Source organism: Haloplanus rubicundus, from assembly GCF_003342675.1.
GTDB lineage: Archaea > Halobacteriota > Halobacteria > Halobacteriales > Haloferacaceae > Haloplanus > Haloplanus rubicundus.
Genome location: NZ_CP031148.1, coordinates 131,107 through 148,075, shown reverse-complemented (window position 1 = coordinate 148,075; position 16,969 = coordinate 131,107). Strand labels below are relative to the sequence as shown.

Genomic DNA, 16,969 nt, shown 5'->3' with positions numbered 1-16,969 from the left:
GAATTGGATATTCGTAAACTTCTATACCCCTCGATACGTGCGTAACTGCCATGACGTACGAAAATCTCGACGCCAAGCTCATCAACGCACTCCTCGGCGACGGACGCGCCAGCCTTCGCAGCCTCGCCGAAGAACTCGACGTCTCCGTCACCACCGTCTCGAACCACCTTCGCGACTTGGAGGAGGAGGGCGTCATCGAGGGGTACACCCCGCGTGTCAACTACGGCGCCCTCGGCTACGACGTGACCGCCATCCTCCAGTTGAAGGTGGAGGGGAGCGCCCTGCCCGACATCACCGACCGCCTCAAAGAGCAGAAACAGATGATCAGCGTCTACGAAGTCACCGGCGACTACGACGTCATCGCCGTCGGCAAGTTCATCGACACCGACGGCATGAACGAGCAGATCAAGACCCTGCTGACCGACGCCGACATCCGCGAGTCCAACACGAGCGTCGTCCTCAACGCCGTCGTCGAGAACAAGCAGTTCGACCTCGACATCACCGACGAGTAAGCCCCGCGAGCACCCGGGGCGACCGACGGGGGTCCAGAACTATTTTTTCGCCGCCCGTTCGAGAGCCGAGTATGGCGATTCCCGACTGGACGTGGGACGACGCATCCGCCCCCGACGCGCCGCCCGGGCAGCCGTCGTCGCCGCCGGCGGACCCGCTCGCCGAGACGCTTTCGACCCTCTCTCACCCCCTCCGCCTCGAAATCCTGTTCGCGCTCGTCCGGTCGGAGGACGCCCTCGAGTACTCGTCGCTCCGCGCGGCCACCGCCGTCGAGGACAAGGGGCGGTTCAACTACCACCTGCGACAGCTCCGGGACCGATTCGTCGTTCGCCGTGACGACGGCTACGCGCCGACGCCCGCCGGCCGGTCGGCCGTCCGGACGCTCTCGACGGACGCTCACCTCCGCGACGACTGACCGCTCATCGCGTTGGGAGAAACGCGCTTCTCCGAGCGTTTACCGTTCTCGACGTCGTTCGAGGGGACGATGTCGACTACCCTCCAACGGAGAGGTGTCGCCCCGTGACCACCGCTCCGCCGGACGTGCAGTTCGGGTGGGCGGGCCTCCGCGACGGCTTCGTCCAGTGTGTCCCGGTCGCGCTCGGTGTCGCCGGCTACGGCGTCGTCTTCGGCGTCCTCGCGCGCGAGGCCGGCCTCAGTGTGGCCGAGGCGACGCTGATGAGCGCGACGGTGCTCGCCGGCGCCGCCCAACTGATCGCCATCGAACTCTGGGCCGACCCCGTCCCCGTCGTCGCCGTCGTCGGGACGACCCTCGTGGTCAACCTCCGATACGTGCTGATGGGTGCCGCGCTCCGCCCGTGGTTCCGTCGGATCGCCCCGCGCCAGGCGTACGCGAGCGTCTTCTTCACCGCCGACGAGAACTGGGCGCTGACGATGGGCGAACTCCGATCCGGCAGCCGTCTGGGCGCCTTTCTCCTCGGCTCGGGGCTCGCCATCTGGTCGTTCTGGGTGGCTGCGACCGTCGTCGGCGCCACCGCCGGCGGCGTCGTGGGTGATCCGTCGCGCTACGGTCTCGACTTCGCGCTCACGGCCGTCTTCCTCGCCATCGCGGTCGAACTCTGGGAGGGGCGGTCGACCCTCGCCCCGTGGGGTGCGGCCGCCGTCGTCGCCGTGGCGACCGAGGCGCTTCTCCCCGGCCGCTGGTACGTCCTCTGTGGCGCGCTTGCCGGGGTGTTGGCGGTGGTGGTCCGCCGTGACTGATCCGTTCGCCCTCGCGCCACGGACCGTCGGCGTCGTCCTCGCGATGGCCGCCGTCACCTACCTGACCAAGGCCGGCGGCCTCTGGGCGCTGGGTCACGTCGACCTGCCCGACGACGCGGAGACGGCGCTCGACGCCCTGCCGGGTGCCGTCGTCGTCTCGATTCTCGCACCCGCCGTCGCCACCGCCGGCCCGCCGACGTGGGTCGCGGCGGGTGTCGTGGTCGTCGCCGTCCGCCGGACCGGCAACGTGCTGGTCGCGCTCCTCCTCGGCGTCGGCGCGGTGGTGCTCGTGCGTGGCGCGCTGTAGCTGGACCAAAAACCCCGTTACTCGAACCCCTCGCTCCCACCTTTTTCCCGCTCGCTCCCACCGATCGCTCGCGGCAAAAAGCTGGACCAAAAACCCCGTTACTCGAACCCCTCGCTCCCACCTTTTTCCCGCTCGCTCCCACCGATCGCTCGCGGCAAAAAGCTGGACCAAAAACCCCGTTACTCGAACCCGTCCTCGAACACGAACGTCCCGTTCCGCTGGACGACTTCGCCGTCCACTTCGATCACCGAGTCCTCGGACATGTCGACGATCATGTCGACGTGTTCGGCGCTCTCGTTGCGCTCGTTTTCTTCGCCCACGGTGTCGGCGTAGGCGTTGCCCACGGCCATGTGGACGGTGTCGCCCATCTTCTCGTCGAACAGCATGTTGTACGTGAACTGGTCGATGGAGCGGTTCATCCCGATGCCGAGTTCGCCGAGGTAGCGCGCGCCCTCGTCCGTCTCCAGGATGCCGGTCAGCACGTCCTCGTTGCGCTCGGCGCTGTGGCCGACCACCTTCCCGTTCTCGAACCGGAGGCGGGCGTCCTCGATCTCCTTGCCCTTGCGGTACAGGGGCATGTCGAAGTGGACGTACCCCTCGACCGACTCCGTGACCGGCGCCGTGAACACCTCGCCGCCGGGGAGGTTGTGCTCGCCGTAGTCGTTGATCGTCGGGTTGCCCGCGACGGACATCGTCACGTCCGTCTCGTCGCCGCTCTCGATCCGCACCTCGTCGGCGCCGTCCAGAATCTCCACCATCTGGGCCTGGTGGTCGCGCTGTTCGTCCCAGTCCAGCGTCACCGCGTCCCAGACGAAGTTCTCGTAGGCCTCGCTGCTCATCCCCGCGAGCTGGGCGTGGCCGGAGGAGGGGAACTGCGTGAGACACCAGCGCTTGCCCAGCCGCTCGTCGAGGACGGGCCGCATCGCCCGCCGGTAGGCGGCGTTGGTCTCGGGCGTCACGTCGCTCTGTTCCGAGACGTTCTCGCCGCCGCGGGCGATGACGAACGCGTCCGCCTCCTCGAACATCGCGAGTTGGTGGCTCGGCGTCTCGAAGTCCTCCTCGTCGCTCGCACGGAGGTACGCCCGCGCCGCGCGCTCGGAGTTGTTCACGTAGACCGGATTGGCGCCCCGGTCGCCCAGCACCTCGTGGAGCGCGACGGCGAGGTCCTCGGCGGCCGCCGGCATGCTGATGACCACGTTGTCGCCCGACTCGATGCGCGTCGAGTGATCGACGATGATCTCCGCGTGCGTGCGAATGCGCGGGTCCATGCCACGGTCTTCCGGCGCGGCGGGCAAAGCCTTTCGGAGTGTGGGGATGATTTCTTATACTTGGCTGACAAATAACGGGCGGTCGTTCACCCGGACGACCGATCCAACATGGAGACGTACATCAGCCTCGTGAGCTACACGGGCGAGGGCGTACAGCACATGGACGAGAGCCCGGACCGACTCGACGACGCGCGGGGGGTGGTCGAGTCGATGGGTGGGGAACTGACCCACTTCTTCCTCACGATGGGGCAGTACGACGCCGTCGCGATCATGGAGATGCCGGACGCGGAGACGGCGACGCAGGCCGGAATCACCATCTCCGGCGGGGGTGCGATCCGCACGGAGACGCTGCGGGCGTTCCCCGAGGACGAGTACCGCGAGTTGATCGCGGGGCTCCCGTAGCGTCGGGTTCGAAACTGTCCGCACAGTCCTGTGGTCGGGTGTGCGATGACGTTCGAACGCAACGACGACACGACCTACCTCTTTTTCTCGTGGCCGGTCCGAAGGCCAGTATGTTCGATATCGACCTGCGATCCGACACGGTCACCCGCCCCTCCGACGCGATGCGCGACGCCGCACGCGACGCCGACGTGGGCGACGACGTGTACGGCGACGACCCCACGGTGAACGACCTCGAACGTCGTGCGGCCGCCCTCGTCGGCTGCGAGGACGCCCTCTTCGTCCCGACGGGGACGATGGGCAACCAGATCGCAGCCCAGGTTCACGCCGACCCCGGCAGCGAAGTCGTCGCCGACGCCGACGCCCACGTCGTCCGCTGGGAACTCGGCGGTCTCGCCCGCAACGCCGGCCTCCAGACCCGCACCCTCGACGCCGAAAACGGGATTTTCACCCCCGAGCAGATCCACGCTGTCTGTCACGACGCGGACCTCCACCGCCCCGGCACCGGTCTCGTCTGTCTGGAGAACACGCACAACGCCCGCGGCGGCCTCGCGGTTCCGGTCGACCGGATTCGCGCCGTCGCCGACGCCGCGGGCGCCCACGACGTGCCCGTCCACCTCGACGGCGCCCGTCTGTTCAACGCCTGCGTCGCCCTCGACGTCGACCCCGCGGAGATGGTCGCGCCCGTCGACTCCGTCCTCTTCTGTCTCTCGAAGGGTCTCGGCGCCCCCGTCGGCTCCATCCTCGCCGGGAGCGAGGCCTTCATCGACGAGGCGCGTCGGCTGCGCAAACTCCACGGCGGCGGGATGCGGCAGGTGGGCATTATCGCCGCCCCCGGCCTCCTCGCGCTGGAGAACCGGGACCGGCTGGCCGAGGACCACGCGAACGCCGCCCGCCTCGCCGCGGGGCTGGACGCCCTCGACGACCTGTCGGTCCCGACGCCGGAGACGAACATCGTCGTCGTCGACGTCTCTGCCGCCCCGTTCGACGCCTCGGCGTTCGTCGACGCTTGCGCCGACCGCGGGGTGGGCTGTGGCGCCATCGACGACGCGCACGTCCGGTTCTGTACCCACCGCGACGTGGACCGCGCGGCCGTCGAGACGGCGCTGGATCGGATCGAAACGATCTAGAGCTCCGGTTCGACGTAGACGAACCGCACCCGGTCGTCGCGCGCACGCAGTTTCTCCTCGATCCGGCTGATGTCGGCGTCGATGTCGTCGGTCACGAGCTCCGGGTCGAAGCTCACGTCGGCGGCGACGAGGATACCCTTCGGTCCGACGAACATCGTCCGGAAGCGGTCGACGTGGGTCACGCCCGGGTGGTCGCGCATGATCGACTGGAAGTCGGCTTCCAGCTCCTTCGGTGCGCTCTCGCCGAGCAGGAGCCGCTTGTTCTCCCACGCCAACGCGAGCGCGAAGCCCATCAGGAGGAGGCCGATGAGCGCCGCGGCGACGGCGTCGTAGATGTGGTTCCCCGTCACGCGTGTGAGGACGATGCCGACGAGGGCGAGCGCCGCCCCGCCGAGGGCGATGGCGTCCTCCGTGAAGGCGGTGAGCGTCGTCACGTCGCTGGTCGACCTGAACGCCTCGACGAGGTTCGCCCAGCCGTACGCCTCCATCTGTCGCCGGAGTTCGGCGTTCGCCTTCACGAACGCGTACGTCTCGAACGCGATGGCGCCGAGCAGGACGGCGACGCTCACGTAGACGGTGTCGAAGGTGACGCCCGCGAGGGTGACGGTCCCCGGGCTGGCGGCGTGGCCGGAGCGGATGGCCTCGACGCCGTGTTTCAGGCTCTCCCACCCCGCGATGCCGAACAGGAGGACGGAGACGAGAAAGCTGTAGAAGAACTGCGCCTTGCCGTAGCCGAAGGGGTGCGCACGGCTCGGCGCCTTCCCGCTGTAGCGGATGCCGATCAGGAGAAACACCTGGTTGCCCGTATCGGAGATGGAGTGGTACGTCTCCGAGAGCATCGAGGGGCTCCCGGTGAGGAGAAAGGCGAGGAACTTCAGGACGGCGATGGCGCCGTTCGCGACGAGGGCGGCCAGAACCACCGACTTGCTACCAGCCATGGTCGCTCCGTCGACCGGGCGCCGATTCAACCTTCCGACCGAAACGGAGTTGCGGATGGGCCGACACCTCCCCCCATGCTCGTCGTCTGCTCCGACACGCACGGCACCGACGACGCCCGCCTGACCGGCCGCACCCGCGAGGCCGTCGACGCCGCGGACCTCGTGATCCACGCCGGCGACTTCACCACGACCGCTGTCCTCGACGAGTTCCGGGACCACGCCGCGCGACTCGTCGCGGTCCACGGCAACGCCGACACCGCCGCGGTGCGGGACCGTCTCCTCTCGGCCGCGACGACGACGTACGCCGGCGTCCGGGTCGCCGTCACCCACACCGAACGCGGCGGCGCGACGGCCCTCTCCCTGTTCGGCCGGCAACGTGGGGCCGCCCTCGTCGTCTCCGGGCACACCCACCGGCCGACGGTCGACACGCCCGAGGCGGGGCCGGCGCTCCTCAATCCGGGGAGTCACGCCGATCCACGGGGGAATCGTCCCGGCCACGCCGAACTGTGGCCGGCGGGGAGCGACGACGCGCCCGACGGGGTCGACGCTCCCGTCGACGCGGAGACGGGTCTCGTCGGCGTCGTTCGCACCCCGGACGGCGAGGTGATTCGCCGGTTCCGCGTGCCGCCGGTCTAACGAGAAGTGGAGGGCCGAAGCGAGGTCGGGGGACCACGCACTCTCACCTACAGCGGTGAGGATATTATAAACGACGTAGACTCAAAACGCCGTTGTAGCTTTCCTCACACGCCGTCGTCCGGACCCCGAAACGGCTTTGTGCGCGCCGGGCCACGTCCCGACCATGCAGGCGTCCGTTCTCCAGCTCTCCGGCCTCCTCGAGGACCCCATCTTCCTCGGGTTGGTGGCGCTGATGCTCTTGCTCGTCTTCTTCGGCTACCTGCTCGTCCGCCGAACGCTCCTCTCGCTCCGCGAGGGGTACGACGAGGGGTATCGCTGATCGCTGCCCCGCCCCGTCGCCCGCGCCCGACACCCCTTAGTACCCCCCTCGCACAGTCGGATACAGTCTGATGGTCGCCACCGGCACACTGCTGACGTTCGTCGTCGCCGCCCTCGCCAGCCTCTTCATGGCCTGGGCCATCGGCGCCGGCTCCTCGGGATCGACGCCTTTCGCCGCCGCCGTCGGCGCGAACGCCATCTCCGTGATGCGGGCCGGCTTCGTCGTCGGCTTGCTCGGCTTCGCCGGCGCGGTGTTACAGGGAGCGAACGTCACCGAGGCGGTCGGCACCCAGCTCATCGGGGGCGTCTCGCTCACCGCCACCGCGGCCATCGTCGGCCTGCTCACCGCCGCGGGGCTCGTCGCCGTCGGCGTCTTCACCGGCTACCCCATCGCCACGGCCTTCACCGTCACCGGCGCCGTCGTCGGCGTCGGTCTCGCCCTCGGCGGCGACCCCGCGTGGGCGAAGTACCGACAGATCGCGACGCTGTGGGTCCTCACCCCCTTCGTGGGCGGCGGCATCGCGTACACCACCGCCCGGCTCCTCCGGTCGCCGCGCGTCCCCGAACGCTACGCCATCTCGGTTCTCGGCGGCCTCGTGGGCGCCCTCGTCGCCACCATCGAGTTCAGCCTCCTCGGGCCGGCCGGCGAGTCGGCGTCCATCGCGGCCGCCCTCGGCGCCGACCTCCCGGTCGGGGCGAGCGTCGTCGCGGCCGTCTGTGCGCTCCTCGTCGTCGCCGTCCTCTACCGCGGTCTCGTGACCGATCCGGAGGCCACACAGCGGCGCTTTCTCCTCTCGCTCGGCGGCCTCGTCGCCTTCTCGGCCGGCGGGAGCCAGGTCGGCCTCGCCATCGGCCCGCTCGTGCCGCTGCTCGACGACTTCGCGGTTCCGCTCCCCGCGGTGCTCGCCGGCGGCGGGATCGGACTCCTGCTCGGCTCCTGGACCGGCGCCCCGCGCATGATCAAGGCGCTCGCACAGGACTACTCCTCGCTCGGCCCCCGTCGCTCCATCGCGGCGCTCATCCCCTCCTTCGCCATCGCGCAGGCGGCCGTCGCCTTCGGCATCCCCGTCTCGTTCAACGAAATCGTCGTCTCGGCGATCATCGGCTCCGGCTACGCCGCCGGCGGTGGCGGGGTCAGCCGCCGGAAGATGCTCTACACGGTTCTCGCCTGGATCGGTTCGTTGGTCCTCGCACTCGCGCTCAGCTACGGCATCTTCACGGCTATCGACGTCGTGGTCGCGTAACCCCGCTCACTCCTCGGGCTCCGGTTCGTCGACCGGTTCCTCGGCCTCCGTATCGTCGTCGTCGTGGATCGTGAGCCGTGCCTTCATAATACGGGTGTTGTCCACCTGCTCGATCCGGATGGTGATGCTGTCGTACTCGATCTGCTCGCCCTCCTCGACGAGGCGGCCAGCGCGGTTGAAGATGAAGCCCGCGAGCGTCTCGAACTCCTCGCCTTCCGGCAAGTCGAGATCGAGCGTCTCGTTCACCTCGTCGATGTTGACCTCGCCGCGGACGATCACCACGTCGTCCTCGACGAACTCGAACGGCTCCTCCTCGTCGCCCTCGAGGATGTCGCCGACGATTTCCTCGACCATGTCCTCCAGCGTGATCAGCCCCTCCGTCGTGCCGAACTCGTCGATGACGATCACCATGCGCATCCGGTTGTCCTGGATCTCCTCCAGCAGTTCGTCGACGTTCTTCGACTCGGGGACGTGGAGGGTCGGCTGGACGACGTCCGTCAGGTCGGTCGCCCCCGCGCCGTAATCCTTCTCACGGATGAGGTCGCGAAGGGTGACGATGCCGATGATGTTGTCGAGGTTCCCCTCGTAGACGGGGATACGCTCGTGATCGCTCTGGACGCAGGTCTCGATGGCCTCGTCGAGCGTGGCGTCTTTCGGCACGGCCGTCATGTCGAGTCGGGGGGTCATCACCTCCTTGGCGATGGTGCGGTTGAACCGGAAGATGCGCTGGAACATCTCGCGTTCCTCCTCCTCGATCACGCCCTCGCGCTCCCCGGTCTGGATCATGTTCTGGATCTCGTCCCGGGTGACGTACGTCGTCTCGATGGCCGAGCGCCCGCCAGTCACCCGGTTGACGATGCGGGTCAGGTGATCGAAGACGACGACCAGCGGGAGCAAGGCCAGCTCCGAATACTTGAGCGGGCTCGCGATCCGGAGCGCCCACGACTCCGTGTTCTCGACCGCGTAGGACTTGGGTGCGCTCTCCCCGAACAGGAGCACGAGCGTCGTGATCCCGAACGTCGCCGCGAGGACGGCCTGCCCCTGCGAGAGGTAGATGGCGAAGAGTCCGGTCGCGATGGAGGACATCGCGATGTTGACGATGTTGTTGCCGACGAGGATCGTGATCAGGAGCCGGTGTGGGTCGGATTTCAGTTCCTGGACTACCGCGGCTCCGGGGACGCCCTCCTCGACGAGCGACTCGACCCGGTGGCGGGCCAGCGAGAACATCGCGATCTCGGAGGAGGAGAAAAACGCCGACAGCGCGATCAATACCAGGATCGCTAGCGAGCCGGCGATGGTGACGGTCGTGTCCGTCAGTGGCACGAATTCGGTGAGTTGCGCCACGCTTCCGGCTCCGGCGGCGCTCGCTGTCGACGACAAACCCATGTAAGTACTGGCCCTTATCACGGCCTTGAATTAAGCGTTGCCCTCACGAGCCCCGCATCACCCGAACGAAGGGCTTAGGCCGGGGGCTTCCGTACGGAGTCACATGCCAGCGAGCGATCCGCCGATCACCCTGTATCGACTGCAGGCCTGTCCGTACTGCGAGCGTGTCGTCCGGGTGCTTCAGGACCTCGACCTCGACTACACCTCTCGGTTTGTCGAGCCCATGCACTCCGAACGGAACGTCGTCAAGCGGGTCGCCGGCTCCCGCCCCGTCCCCGCCATCGTCGACGAACGCACCGGCGTCACCATGTCCGAGTCGGCGAACGTCGTCGAGTATCTCGAATCCACGTACGGCTCCGGGCTCGTCGACGGGGGTGCCGACTGATGGTCGAGTTCGACGTCGTCCCTCTGCCCGAAACCGACCACGTCGCCGAGGGCGACCGCGCCCCCGACTTCACCCGCCCGCTCGTCAACGACGAGTTCTGGGAGGACACCTCCCTCTCCGAGTTGACCGACGAGGGTCCCGTCTGTCTCGTCTTCTACCCCATGGACGGCGCCTTCCCCGCGACGTACATCTGGAACGAACTCCGTGACCGCGCGTTCGACGACCTGCTCACCGTCGTCGGCGTCTCCATCTCGACGCCGTACGCCCACAAGCGACTCGTCGCCGAACGCGGGATGAACTACGATCTCTTTGCCGACCCCGCCAACGGCGTCGCCGAGGCGTACGGCATCGCCCACGACCTCGACGGGATGGCCGGGGTCTCCGAACCCCGCCCGGCCACCTTCCTGCTCGACGAGGATCGCACCGTCCAGTACGCGTGGGTCGCCGAGGAGTGGCCCGACTTCCCCCCGTACGACGACCTCGAACGCGAGATTCGGGCGCTCGTCGACTGACGACGCCACGCTTTTCTCACCCCTCGCCCGACTGTCTCGCATGAGCATCACCGACGCTGCGGCCGCCGTCCGTCGGGGTGAAGCCGTCGTCTACCCGACCGAGACGGTGTACGGTCTCGGCGCCGACGCCACCGACCCCGACGCGGTCGAACGCGTCTTCGACCTGAAGGGCCGGCCGCGGGAGAACCCGCTCTCGCTCGGCGTCTCCTCCGTCGACGCCGCCCTCGACTACACCCGACCGACGGAGCGCGAAGAGCGGTTCATGCGCCGCTTCCTCCCCGGCCCCGTGACCGTCGTCGTCGAGCGCCGCCCCTCGCTCCCCGACGTCCTCACCGCCGGCCGGGAGCGCGTGGGCGTCCGCGTCCCCGACCACGAGACGGCGCTCGCCCTGCTCGAACGGGCGCCGCCGCTGACCGCCACCAGCGCCAACCGCTCCGGGGCGCCGAGCGTCACCCGCGTCGCCGACCTCGACGACCGGATTCGGGAGGGCGTCGCCGTCGTCGTCGACGGCGGCGAGACGCCCGGAACGGAAAGCACCGTCGTCGATCCCGGCGAGGGCGTCGTCCACCGCCGCGGCGCGATGGCCGACGAGATCGAGGCGTGGCTACAGGCCCAGTAACGACCGGAGCGACCGCGTCCGCACCCCACACTCCTCGCGGTAGTCGCAGGCCGCACATTTGGCCTCGTCGTCGACCCGCGGCGGCGGGCCGTCCACTTCCCGGATCGTTCGCACCGTCTCCCGGTACGCCGCCCGGTTGCGCGTCGTCAGCCGCACCCGACGAACGACGCCGTGGGCCGGATACTCCACCAGCGCCGCCGGAACCTCCCGCTCCAGCTCCCACGCCAGTGCCTTCGCCATCGCCACCGCCCGCACCCGCTGTGGTCGCCACACGCCCCGCTCCGGCGGGCGCCCCGGCGAGACGAACGTCGGCGTCGGCGGATCGCTGGCCAGTATCTTGTGTGCGACCCCCCGACACTCCCGACCCGCCAGTAACACCTCCCGACGCGACGGCGCGACCAGTTCGGCCCAGTCGTCGCGTGCCGCGAGTCGGTCGAGCGCCGCCCGGTACGCGTTCGGCGTCCGTTCGATCGGTTCGGCGGCGAGTTCGGCGTCGCTCACCCCGCGCAGTTCGGGGTACCGAAAGGCCAGGTCGCGGCGGGCGCGGGCCTCGGGCGGCGGCTCGTCGTCCCCGTCCCGCTCGGCGTAGTAGTGCTGTCGCGGGCAGTAGGCGGCCCGGGCGAGCGATCCGAACGTGAGCACGGGCAGTCGTGGTCCCGGTTCGGTACTTGAACCTTCGGCGTCGTCCCTCTCTCAGTTGATAATTGGATGCTAGTATTTACCATGGTGTACGTCGGATCGCCGAACGGAGGCACCCACGGTCGACGCCGATCTGAACACGCATGAACACGGACCACAGCGACTCCGGCCCTGTGCCGGCCGACGACCGACGACGATACGGCGAGTTGACCATCGACACCGGCGAGTGTATCATCTACGACCGCGAGAACTGTCGGGCGTGGATTCAGTCGACGGTGGCGGCGTCGTTGGGGGAGTTGGACTGAGACGGATTTTGTGACCGCCGCCGACCACGGCCGGCGTCGACTGACGGCAGGACGGCGGGGTGTGGATAACGAAGTGACTGTGGAACTGTGGGTCCTTGGCGGATTCGAACAACGCGAAACTCGTCGCTTCGCTCCGCGTTTCTCTCGTTCGAATCCTTCTTGCGGTCTTTTACCCCAAGCTTTCCCGAGGGAGCAGCGAGGGACCGCAGGTCCCTCGGGCAGCCGCCGCACTGCGCCGGCGACGAAGCGACCGAGGAAAAAGTGGGGTGGGCACTGCCGGTACTGCGCGCCGCCGTCTGTTGCGCGGACTATTTTGTCGTGTGTCATCGGTCAGAAGTCGGGGAGATATTCGGAACGCTGTTCGGCCTTTTCAGGCTCGCTACGACGATCATAGTGCTTATCCAGAATGTTCTCGCTCGCGTTCAGCCGATCCTCGACGATCCGTCGAGGGACGTTCTGTCGACGGTAGAACGTGACTCGGCCACTACGGAGATCGTGAGGTGATCGAGACGAAGGGCACCTGGTGGCCTTCTGTATATTCGTCGCTTCACAGTCCTCGATATCCCGATCATGCGGGCACGGTTCGTTTCTCCAGCAGGGACGCGTCACTCGATAGAGCGACTCCCGAATCGTCGACGGAACTGGACGACCGTTTCGCGTCGTGAATAGCGGCTCCCGTCCGTACTCGTCGGTCACATCATCACGGGTTTCCTTGAGGTAGTCGCGGATGACCTCAGCGACGTACTCGCTGATTCGATTCCAGCGCGTACTCTTGTCCTTGTTTTTCAGCGGCGTCCCGGTTTCCGGACGGTGGACGAAATGGACGGCCGGTCCCGAAACTCGGGGATGGTCGCCGTCGAGATCCACGTCGCCCAGGTCGAGCCCGCGAAGGCCGCCGAGGCGGGCACCGGTGTGCCAGCCGAGTAGGACGATCAAGTGATCGCGGGTCGCGTACTTGAACTGACTCAGGTAGTCGAGGATCGCCGCGACATGATCGGGGTCGAGCGTACTGTCGCTCACCTCTTCCCCGTTGCTCAGAGTCGGCAGAGGAACGCGGTCGTAGAGATCGGGAGGGACCGCCTCGATATCACCACAGAACCGGAGGAAGGCGCGCGCCGTTGCCAGCTGTCCACGAAGCGTGATCGGGGCAACCGATTCACGGCCTTCGCCTTGGCCTTCCCGACGCCACACACGGTAGGCGTACACGTCACGACCAGAGAGTTCGTTCAGGTTCTCGATGCCCTCCTCGTTGCACCATTGAACGAACGCATTGAGGCGGTACTCCTGACTTTTCAGCGTCTCCGCAGCGAGATCATCCTTCTTCGCGTCGAGGTACAGTCGAACACCCTCCTCGGGCGAAAGCGGATCGAGATCGCTCACTCCGAATCCTCCTCCGTTTCCTCTTCGTCCTGGTCGTCGTCGTGATCGTCACCGAAGCGATCCCACGACGCGCGGCCGAGGAATCCGAGCAGGAAGCAGAGCGACCCCCACACTTCGTATGGAATCGTCATCGACGACCACCCCGGTCACCGACAGCGAGGTGATCGAGCAGGCATTCGAGACACCGATTCCCGTCGCCCGCTCGAATGACGAGCAGGTTGCCACACTCGAAACAGCGATCATCGGAGGGTGTTTCAGTATTCGGTTCGTCCAGTCGTGCGCGGGCTTCTACGCCCGCTAGGGTTCGCTCGTCCATTCGTGATCCTGCGAACCCCTCACCGCGGCGGTGTTGGCGCACCGACCGCGGTTCTCACGACGATCACCGGGAGTGGTGACGCCGTGTTGGGGCTGCAGACTACAATAGAACGTAGCGTGTCATATAGTTTGTGACGAGTGAGATAGTTTGTTGCAACTGATTATAAAACAAACCACGTTCTATTCGAATTATGAGAAAATCGGGGAAGTGGATGGTACTCCTCGATGAACGAATCCTCGAACTCTTCGTGGAGAGTGAGGAGGAATTCATGGCACCATCCGATATCGGAGAACACGAACGCATTCCGTACAGCGGGGCATACGTCGCGAAGAGGTGCCGGAAGTTGGCAAAGCACGGCTTACTAAAAGCGGTCGGCAGGGGCCTCTACACGATCACGGATGAAGGCCAAGAATATCTAAAAGGGGAATACAACGCCGCGGAGAATGGAAATGCAGGGGTATCGGATACTAACGACGCTGGCGAGGCACAAGACCAAGCCTAATCCATGCCGATTCGTCGAATGGGGAGATGGATGTACCCGGTCGACGAGCGGATTTTAGAATATCTCGATGAAGAATCGTGGGGTGCTCCAGCGTCGATGGCTTCCGACCCTCGATTTCAGCAGTTGGATGCCGATGAGGGATACATCAGGCAGCGATGCGAGCAGTTGGTTAAGCGCGAATTAGTTGCTCCGGTTGTTGAAGGAAGCAGTATGTACGAGATCTCGACGTGGGGACTGGCGTATCTGCGTGGCGATCTCGACGCGGGGCATTTGCCTCGTTGGTCAGTTGGTTAAATCTCAGTGGAGCCTAATTACAGAACTGATTCATCTGGTGTGAATTCAGAGCCGTCGTACTCTTCAAAGGGCGCTTCTTGTAGAGACAATGAGAGTTCAACGACAAAATCTTTACAGAAGTGATATTCCTCTGGACCAATTTCATCGAACTTATAATTTTCAAAATAAGGGCGATATTTTTGATATTCGTCGATATCGTTGTTGATTACTATTGAAGGAGTTAAATGTTTAAAACGTGAGTATCGTCGGTAATCTATACCTAAACTAACATACATTATTGCTTCACTAAGGTCTTCAAAAAACTGGTCCAATTTTCCAAACCGGTCTCCCTCAAATTCGAAGCCTGGGTAATCCGGAAATGATCGATATTCTATCTCTCTGATTGTGGCATTCTGGTGTTCAGAAAGCAAGTCGTTATGTGCAAGCGCCAGATGACCCATTGCTTCTTTTATATTCCCAAATTTGTATTTCTCACTCGCCCTAACAAGCGATTCCCGTGTTCTGTCGAATTTGACTAAATGTTCTACCCCAACCTCTGAATATTCCACATCAAATATTTTGGGCGTATTTTCAACGAAAAAATTAGATACTGTGGACTGAAATGCATTTATTTCCAACTCATCGGGTAATGATGCTTTGTGTTTGAGATTTTTTCTCACCTTGTTTAGTCTCTTTACACCCGCTTTTCCCACTAAGTCCTCTCCAATTTCTCTCTTTATTTCTTCAAAATATTCTGTTATATGATTCGGGTCTGCATTGATTCCCAAATATTCTGCAGATGTATAGAAGAAAATTTCCACAGAATCATGGAAAGATAAGACTGAAGAAGCCGCCATTGGCTGCGGTTTGTTGGATTTTTGAACGGCTTCTTGCTGGAGACTCTTCGCAAACGCGAGACGCTCCATGATCTGTTTGTCAAGCTCCATATACCTGCAAAAAGAAGTCAACCCCTGAAAATCTATTGGGAAGTTATCATTATGCCAGCCTCGCGGAGAAAAATAAGCTTGAGGTGATGCAACCATCGAAAACGTGTAACTCTACAGGCGGTGGACTATTCCGCAAGGTTTCGGCTCCGCAAACGGTCAAGCAATTCGGGCCAGTCAAGATCACGAGCGAACAGTTCGGCTTCGAGATTCCACTCCCACGGCGCCGCATCGTTGGGATCAGGCTCTTCGAGTGCCGGTTCGAGTTCCTCGACAGTCCCTCCGAATAGCCGAGTAGCCGGTATATTTACATCAGCAGGCCAATACTCAAAGCGACAACTCTTCACGAGCGCTTGCAGAAACATAGATTCCATTTTCACCGACAGTTACGCTATTAGAGTCAGTAACGACCTCTGTAATGAGATCTGCGAGACTGTTATGATATGATTTACTACGGTTCTCTTGAATACTAATTGTCCGCTGATTTCCGCTCTGCCTATACGTCAAATAAATATAAACGAAAGTTCGCTGAATCAAATGAGGAAGCTCAAACAAATACTCTGGAAGCTGATCAACAGAGGATTTATTCTTATCCTCGATGGGTGCACCCAAAACAAAAAGCGATCGCCCGAGAAGGCTGCCATCAGAGCTGGGAACAAGTTCGGTCGCCCGCTGAGAATCATGGATGTGGATACGACGGTACTCTATACCCAGGGTTCGAAGCGACCGCCTGATTTCGTCGATGGGACCATCACTCGTCCAGTGCGGTGTCCATCCTGAGGTTCGGATCGACCCGCCGGCGTAAATCCCAGCGAGCAACCTAACGAACGCACCGAGAAGTGGATCTGACGGATCGGTGGCGTCAGCGTCGAACCAGTCCAACTCCTCCGCGCGCTTGACGGCCGAGAGGGCGTCGGGCTTCGCACCATCCATCCAGGCGCGGACCCGACCGCGCGGGAGTTCGAGCGCCTTCGAAACGTGGTAGTTGCTGGCATCCGGGTGTGTCTGTCGGTACGACTGGACGCGTCGGTAGTCAAGGATGGACTCGTAGGCGTCGTCGTAAGAGGACTGGTATGTTCGCGCGAGGGACTGTTCGGTGAGCGGCCAGCTACTCATCGGTTGGTGGTTCTACGCATCGAATAAAATATGATCGCGAGACGTTATTACGGTGCCGTCGCGCGAGCGATAGTGTTGGTGCCGCCACCAGCCGGATTGATCCAAATGACACGGACCGTTTCACCGGATGGTGCGATATTTGTGTGTTGGGCGGTATCCCCAGCAGTTACCGTGTCTTCTGGGAAGTTCATCGCGACCGATGCGGATGAGTTGGAGACGTTCAGATTGCCTTTCTCTAGCGTCTCACCACCCTCATGAGTGATATCCACCCCGTCGCTATCATTGAAATCGAAGCTGAAACTGGCTTGTGGTGCGCTCTCGCTGACCTGGTCGCCCAGGCCAAGCACGAAGGTGCCGATCACAGCGGCGAGAATGACGGTAATCGCGACCATCAAAATCACGCCGATGACCGGGCTGACTGCCGATTCGTCGGTGAATAGTTCTTTCAGTTGCATGGTTTCTCCGCCGAAAGACCAGAACGGCCGCGGCCGGGTCTGGCATGTCGCGTCCGGGGGGGCCGCTACGCGTTCTTATTCGGCGCTACCTACCCTTCCCTTGGGCGAGATGATAAATTCGGTGGCCGAATTATTGTAATTGAGAATTAGAGCATGATTAATGGTAATT

The 16,969-nt window shown here is 64.0% G+C and carries 25 protein-coding genes; 16 read left to right on the top strand and 9 right to left on the bottom strand.

Annotation, left to right across the window (positions count from 1 at the left end; all coding sequences use genetic code 11):
- The first annotated feature begins 50 nt into the window (after positions 1–50).
- From lrp to DU484_RS01635, 4 genes are all read left to right on the top strand, one after another.
- The gene (lrp, locus tag DU484_RS01650) at positions 51–512 is read left to right on the top strand and encodes an HTH-type transcriptional regulator Lrp (RefSeq protein WP_114584458.1); all 462 of its coding nucleotides are present in this window, start codon (positions 51–53) and stop codon (positions 510–512) included.
- Positions 513–583: 71 nt separating this feature from the next.
- On the top strand, positions 584–925 hold the full coding sequence (locus tag DU484_RS01645; RefSeq protein WP_114604930.1) for a DUF7347 domain-containing protein: 342 nt from the start codon (positions 584–586) through the stop codon (positions 923–925).
- A gap of 104 nt (positions 926–1,029) precedes the next feature.
- The gene (locus DU484_RS01640; protein ID WP_187347742.1) at positions 1,030–1,728 is read left to right on the top strand and encodes an AzlC family ABC transporter permease; all 699 of its coding nucleotides are present in this window, start codon (positions 1,030–1,032) and stop codon (positions 1,726–1,728) included.
- Positions 1,721–2,035, top strand: a complete 315-nt coding sequence (locus tag DU484_RS01635; protein ID WP_114604928.1) for an AzlD family protein — start codon at positions 1,721–1,723, stop codon at positions 2,033–2,035. The genes DU484_RS01640 and DU484_RS01635 overlap by 8 nt, the downstream gene beginning before the upstream one ends.
- 179 nt (positions 2,036–2,214) lie before the next feature.
- Here DU484_RS01635 and DU484_RS01630 read toward each other — a convergent pair whose 3' ends face one another.
- A complete protein-coding gene (locus DU484_RS01630) occupies positions 2,215–3,303 on the bottom strand; it encodes an aminopeptidase (protein WP_114584457.1) in 1,089 nt (362 codons plus the stop codon).
- A gap of 108 nt (positions 3,304–3,411) precedes the next feature.
- Between DU484_RS01630 and DU484_RS01625 the strand changes: the two genes are divergently transcribed.
- Both DU484_RS01625 and DU484_RS01620 read left to right on the top strand, forming a co-directional pair.
- Positions 3,412–3,705 carry a GYD domain-containing protein gene (locus DU484_RS01625; RefSeq protein WP_114584456.1) on the top strand — a complete coding sequence of 98 codons (294 nt, stop codon included), beginning with the start codon at positions 3,412–3,414 and terminating at the stop codon, positions 3,703–3,705.
- A gap of 110 nt (positions 3,706–3,815) precedes the next feature.
- Positions 3,816–4,832 (top strand): threonine aldolase family protein, encoded by a 1,017-nt coding sequence (locus DU484_RS01620; protein ID WP_114604927.1) that lies wholly within the window; start codon positions 3,816–3,818, stop codon positions 4,830–4,832.
- Here DU484_RS01620 and DU484_RS01615 read toward each other — a convergent pair.
- Positions 4,829–5,770 carry a cation diffusion facilitator family transporter gene (locus DU484_RS01615; RefSeq protein WP_114584454.1) on the bottom strand — a complete coding sequence of 314 codons (942 nt, stop codon included), beginning with the start codon at positions 5,768–5,770 and terminating at the stop codon, positions 4,829–4,831. The genes DU484_RS01620 and DU484_RS01615 overlap by 4 nt on opposite strands.
- Before the next feature lie 75 nt (positions 5,771–5,845).
- On the opposite strand from DU484_RS01615, the gene DU484_RS01610 reads away from it, so the two are divergent.
- The 3 genes from DU484_RS01610 to DU484_RS01605 all read left to right on the top strand — a co-directional run bounded on the left by DU484_RS01610 (position 5,846) and on the right by DU484_RS01605 (position 7,968).
- Complete coding sequence (locus DU484_RS01610) at positions 5,846–6,406, top strand: metallophosphoesterase (RefSeq protein ID WP_114584453.1); 561 nt, start codon at positions 5,846–5,848, stop codon at positions 6,404–6,406.
- Positions 6,407–6,569: 163 nt separating this feature from the next.
- A complete protein-coding gene (locus DU484_RS19855) occupies positions 6,570–6,725 on the top strand; it encodes a DUF7859 family protein (protein WP_187347741.1) in 156 nt (51 codons plus the stop codon).
- Positions 6,726–6,795: 70 nt separating this feature from the next.
- Positions 6,796–7,968: an inorganic phosphate transporter gene (locus DU484_RS01605; protein ID WP_114584452.1), complete on the top strand. Its 1,173-nt coding sequence runs from the start codon at positions 6,796–6,798 to the stop codon at positions 7,966–7,968.
- Positions 7,969–7,974: 6 nt separating this feature from the next.
- Here the strand turns inward: DU484_RS01605 and DU484_RS01600 are convergent, their stop codons facing one another.
- The gene (locus DU484_RS01600) at positions 7,975–9,354 is read right to left on the bottom strand and encodes a hemolysin family protein (protein ID WP_114604926.1); all 1,380 of its coding nucleotides are present in this window, start codon (positions 9,352–9,354) and stop codon (positions 7,975–7,977) included.
- A 103-nt stretch (positions 9,355–9,457) separates the two neighbouring features.
- Between DU484_RS01600 and DU484_RS01595 the strand changes: the two genes are divergently transcribed.
- Genes DU484_RS01595 through DU484_RS01585 form a run of 3 tightly spaced genes read left to right on the top strand, consistent with a single transcriptional unit; the run spans position 9,458 to position 10,870 of the window.
- Positions 9,458–9,739 carry a glutathione S-transferase N-terminal domain-containing protein gene (locus DU484_RS01595; RefSeq protein ID WP_114584450.1) on the top strand — a complete coding sequence of 94 codons (282 nt, stop codon included), beginning with the start codon at positions 9,458–9,460 and terminating at the stop codon, positions 9,737–9,739.
- Entirely contained in the window at positions 9,739–10,251 is a 513-nt protein-coding gene (locus DU484_RS01590; RefSeq protein WP_114584449.1) for a redoxin domain-containing protein, read from the top strand. The genes DU484_RS01595 and DU484_RS01590 overlap by 1 nt, the downstream gene beginning before the upstream one ends.
- A 40-nt stretch (positions 10,252–10,291) precedes the next feature.
- Positions 10,292–10,870: an L-threonylcarbamoyladenylate synthase gene (locus tag DU484_RS01585; RefSeq protein ID WP_114604925.1), complete on the top strand. Its 579-nt coding sequence runs from the start codon at positions 10,292–10,294 to the stop codon at positions 10,868–10,870.
- On the opposite strand, the gene DU484_RS01580 is transcribed toward DU484_RS01585, so the two are convergent.
- Complete coding sequence (locus DU484_RS01580) at positions 10,856–11,512, bottom strand: CRISPR-associated protein Cas4 (RefSeq protein WP_114604924.1); 657 nt, start codon at positions 11,510–11,512, stop codon at positions 10,856–10,858. The genes DU484_RS01585 and DU484_RS01580 overlap by 15 nt on opposite strands.
- 140 nt (positions 11,513–11,652) lie before the next feature.
- Between DU484_RS01580 and DU484_RS19850 the strand changes: the two genes are divergently transcribed.
- Complete coding sequence (locus tag DU484_RS19850) at positions 11,653–11,814, top strand: DUF7331 family protein (protein ID WP_187347740.1); 162 nt, start codon at positions 11,653–11,655, stop codon at positions 11,812–11,814.
- A 330-nt stretch (positions 11,815–12,144) separates the two neighbouring features.
- Here DU484_RS19850 and DU484_RS01575 read toward each other — a convergent pair whose 3' ends face one another.
- Entirely contained in the window at positions 12,145–13,194 is a 1,050-nt protein-coding gene (locus tag DU484_RS01575; RefSeq protein WP_114604923.1) for a tyrosine-type recombinase/integrase, read from the bottom strand.
- A complete protein-coding gene (locus DU484_RS20230) occupies positions 13,191–13,325 on the bottom strand; it encodes a hypothetical protein (protein WP_262342820.1) in 135 nt (44 codons plus the stop codon). The genes DU484_RS01575 and DU484_RS20230 overlap by 4 nt, the downstream gene beginning before the upstream one ends.
- Between DU484_RS20230 and DU484_RS01570 the strand changes: the two genes are divergently transcribed.
- The 3 genes from DU484_RS01570 to DU484_RS19365 all read left to right on the top strand — a co-directional run bounded on the left by DU484_RS01570 (position 13,313) and on the right by DU484_RS19365 (position 14,306).
- Entirely contained in the window at positions 13,313–13,495 is a 183-nt protein-coding gene (locus DU484_RS01570) for a hypothetical protein (protein ID WP_114604922.1), read from the top strand. The genes DU484_RS20230 and DU484_RS01570 overlap by 13 nt on opposite strands.
- Positions 13,496–13,721: 226 nt before the next feature.
- The gene (locus tag DU484_RS01565; protein ID WP_157969486.1) at positions 13,722–14,012 is read left to right on the top strand and encodes a hypothetical protein; all 291 of its coding nucleotides are present in this window, start codon (positions 13,722–13,724) and stop codon (positions 14,010–14,012) included.
- Between the two features lie 30 nt (positions 14,013–14,042).
- Positions 14,043–14,306 (top strand): hypothetical protein, encoded by a 264-nt coding sequence (locus DU484_RS19365; protein WP_157969485.1) that lies wholly within the window; start codon positions 14,043–14,045, stop codon positions 14,304–14,306.
- Positions 14,307–14,323: 17 nt separating this feature from the next.
- Here DU484_RS19365 and DU484_RS19360 read toward each other — a convergent pair whose 3' ends face one another.
- The 3 genes from DU484_RS19360 to DU484_RS01555 form a co-directional block, all read right to left on the bottom strand.
- Positions 14,324–15,232 (bottom strand): hypothetical protein, encoded by a 909-nt coding sequence (locus DU484_RS19360; protein WP_157969484.1) that lies wholly within the window; start codon positions 15,230–15,232, stop codon positions 14,324–14,326.
- A gap of 324 nt (positions 15,233–15,556) precedes the next feature.
- Positions 15,557–16,345: a hypothetical protein gene (locus DU484_RS01560; RefSeq protein WP_114604920.1), complete on the bottom strand. Its 789-nt coding sequence runs from the start codon at positions 16,343–16,345 to the stop codon at positions 15,557–15,559.
- 47 nt (positions 16,346–16,392) lie between these two features.
- The gene (locus DU484_RS01555; protein WP_114604919.1) at positions 16,393–16,800 is read right to left on the bottom strand and encodes a type IV pilin; all 408 of its coding nucleotides are present in this window, start codon (positions 16,798–16,800) and stop codon (positions 16,393–16,395) included.
- Positions 16,801–16,969: the final 169 nt, after the last annotated feature.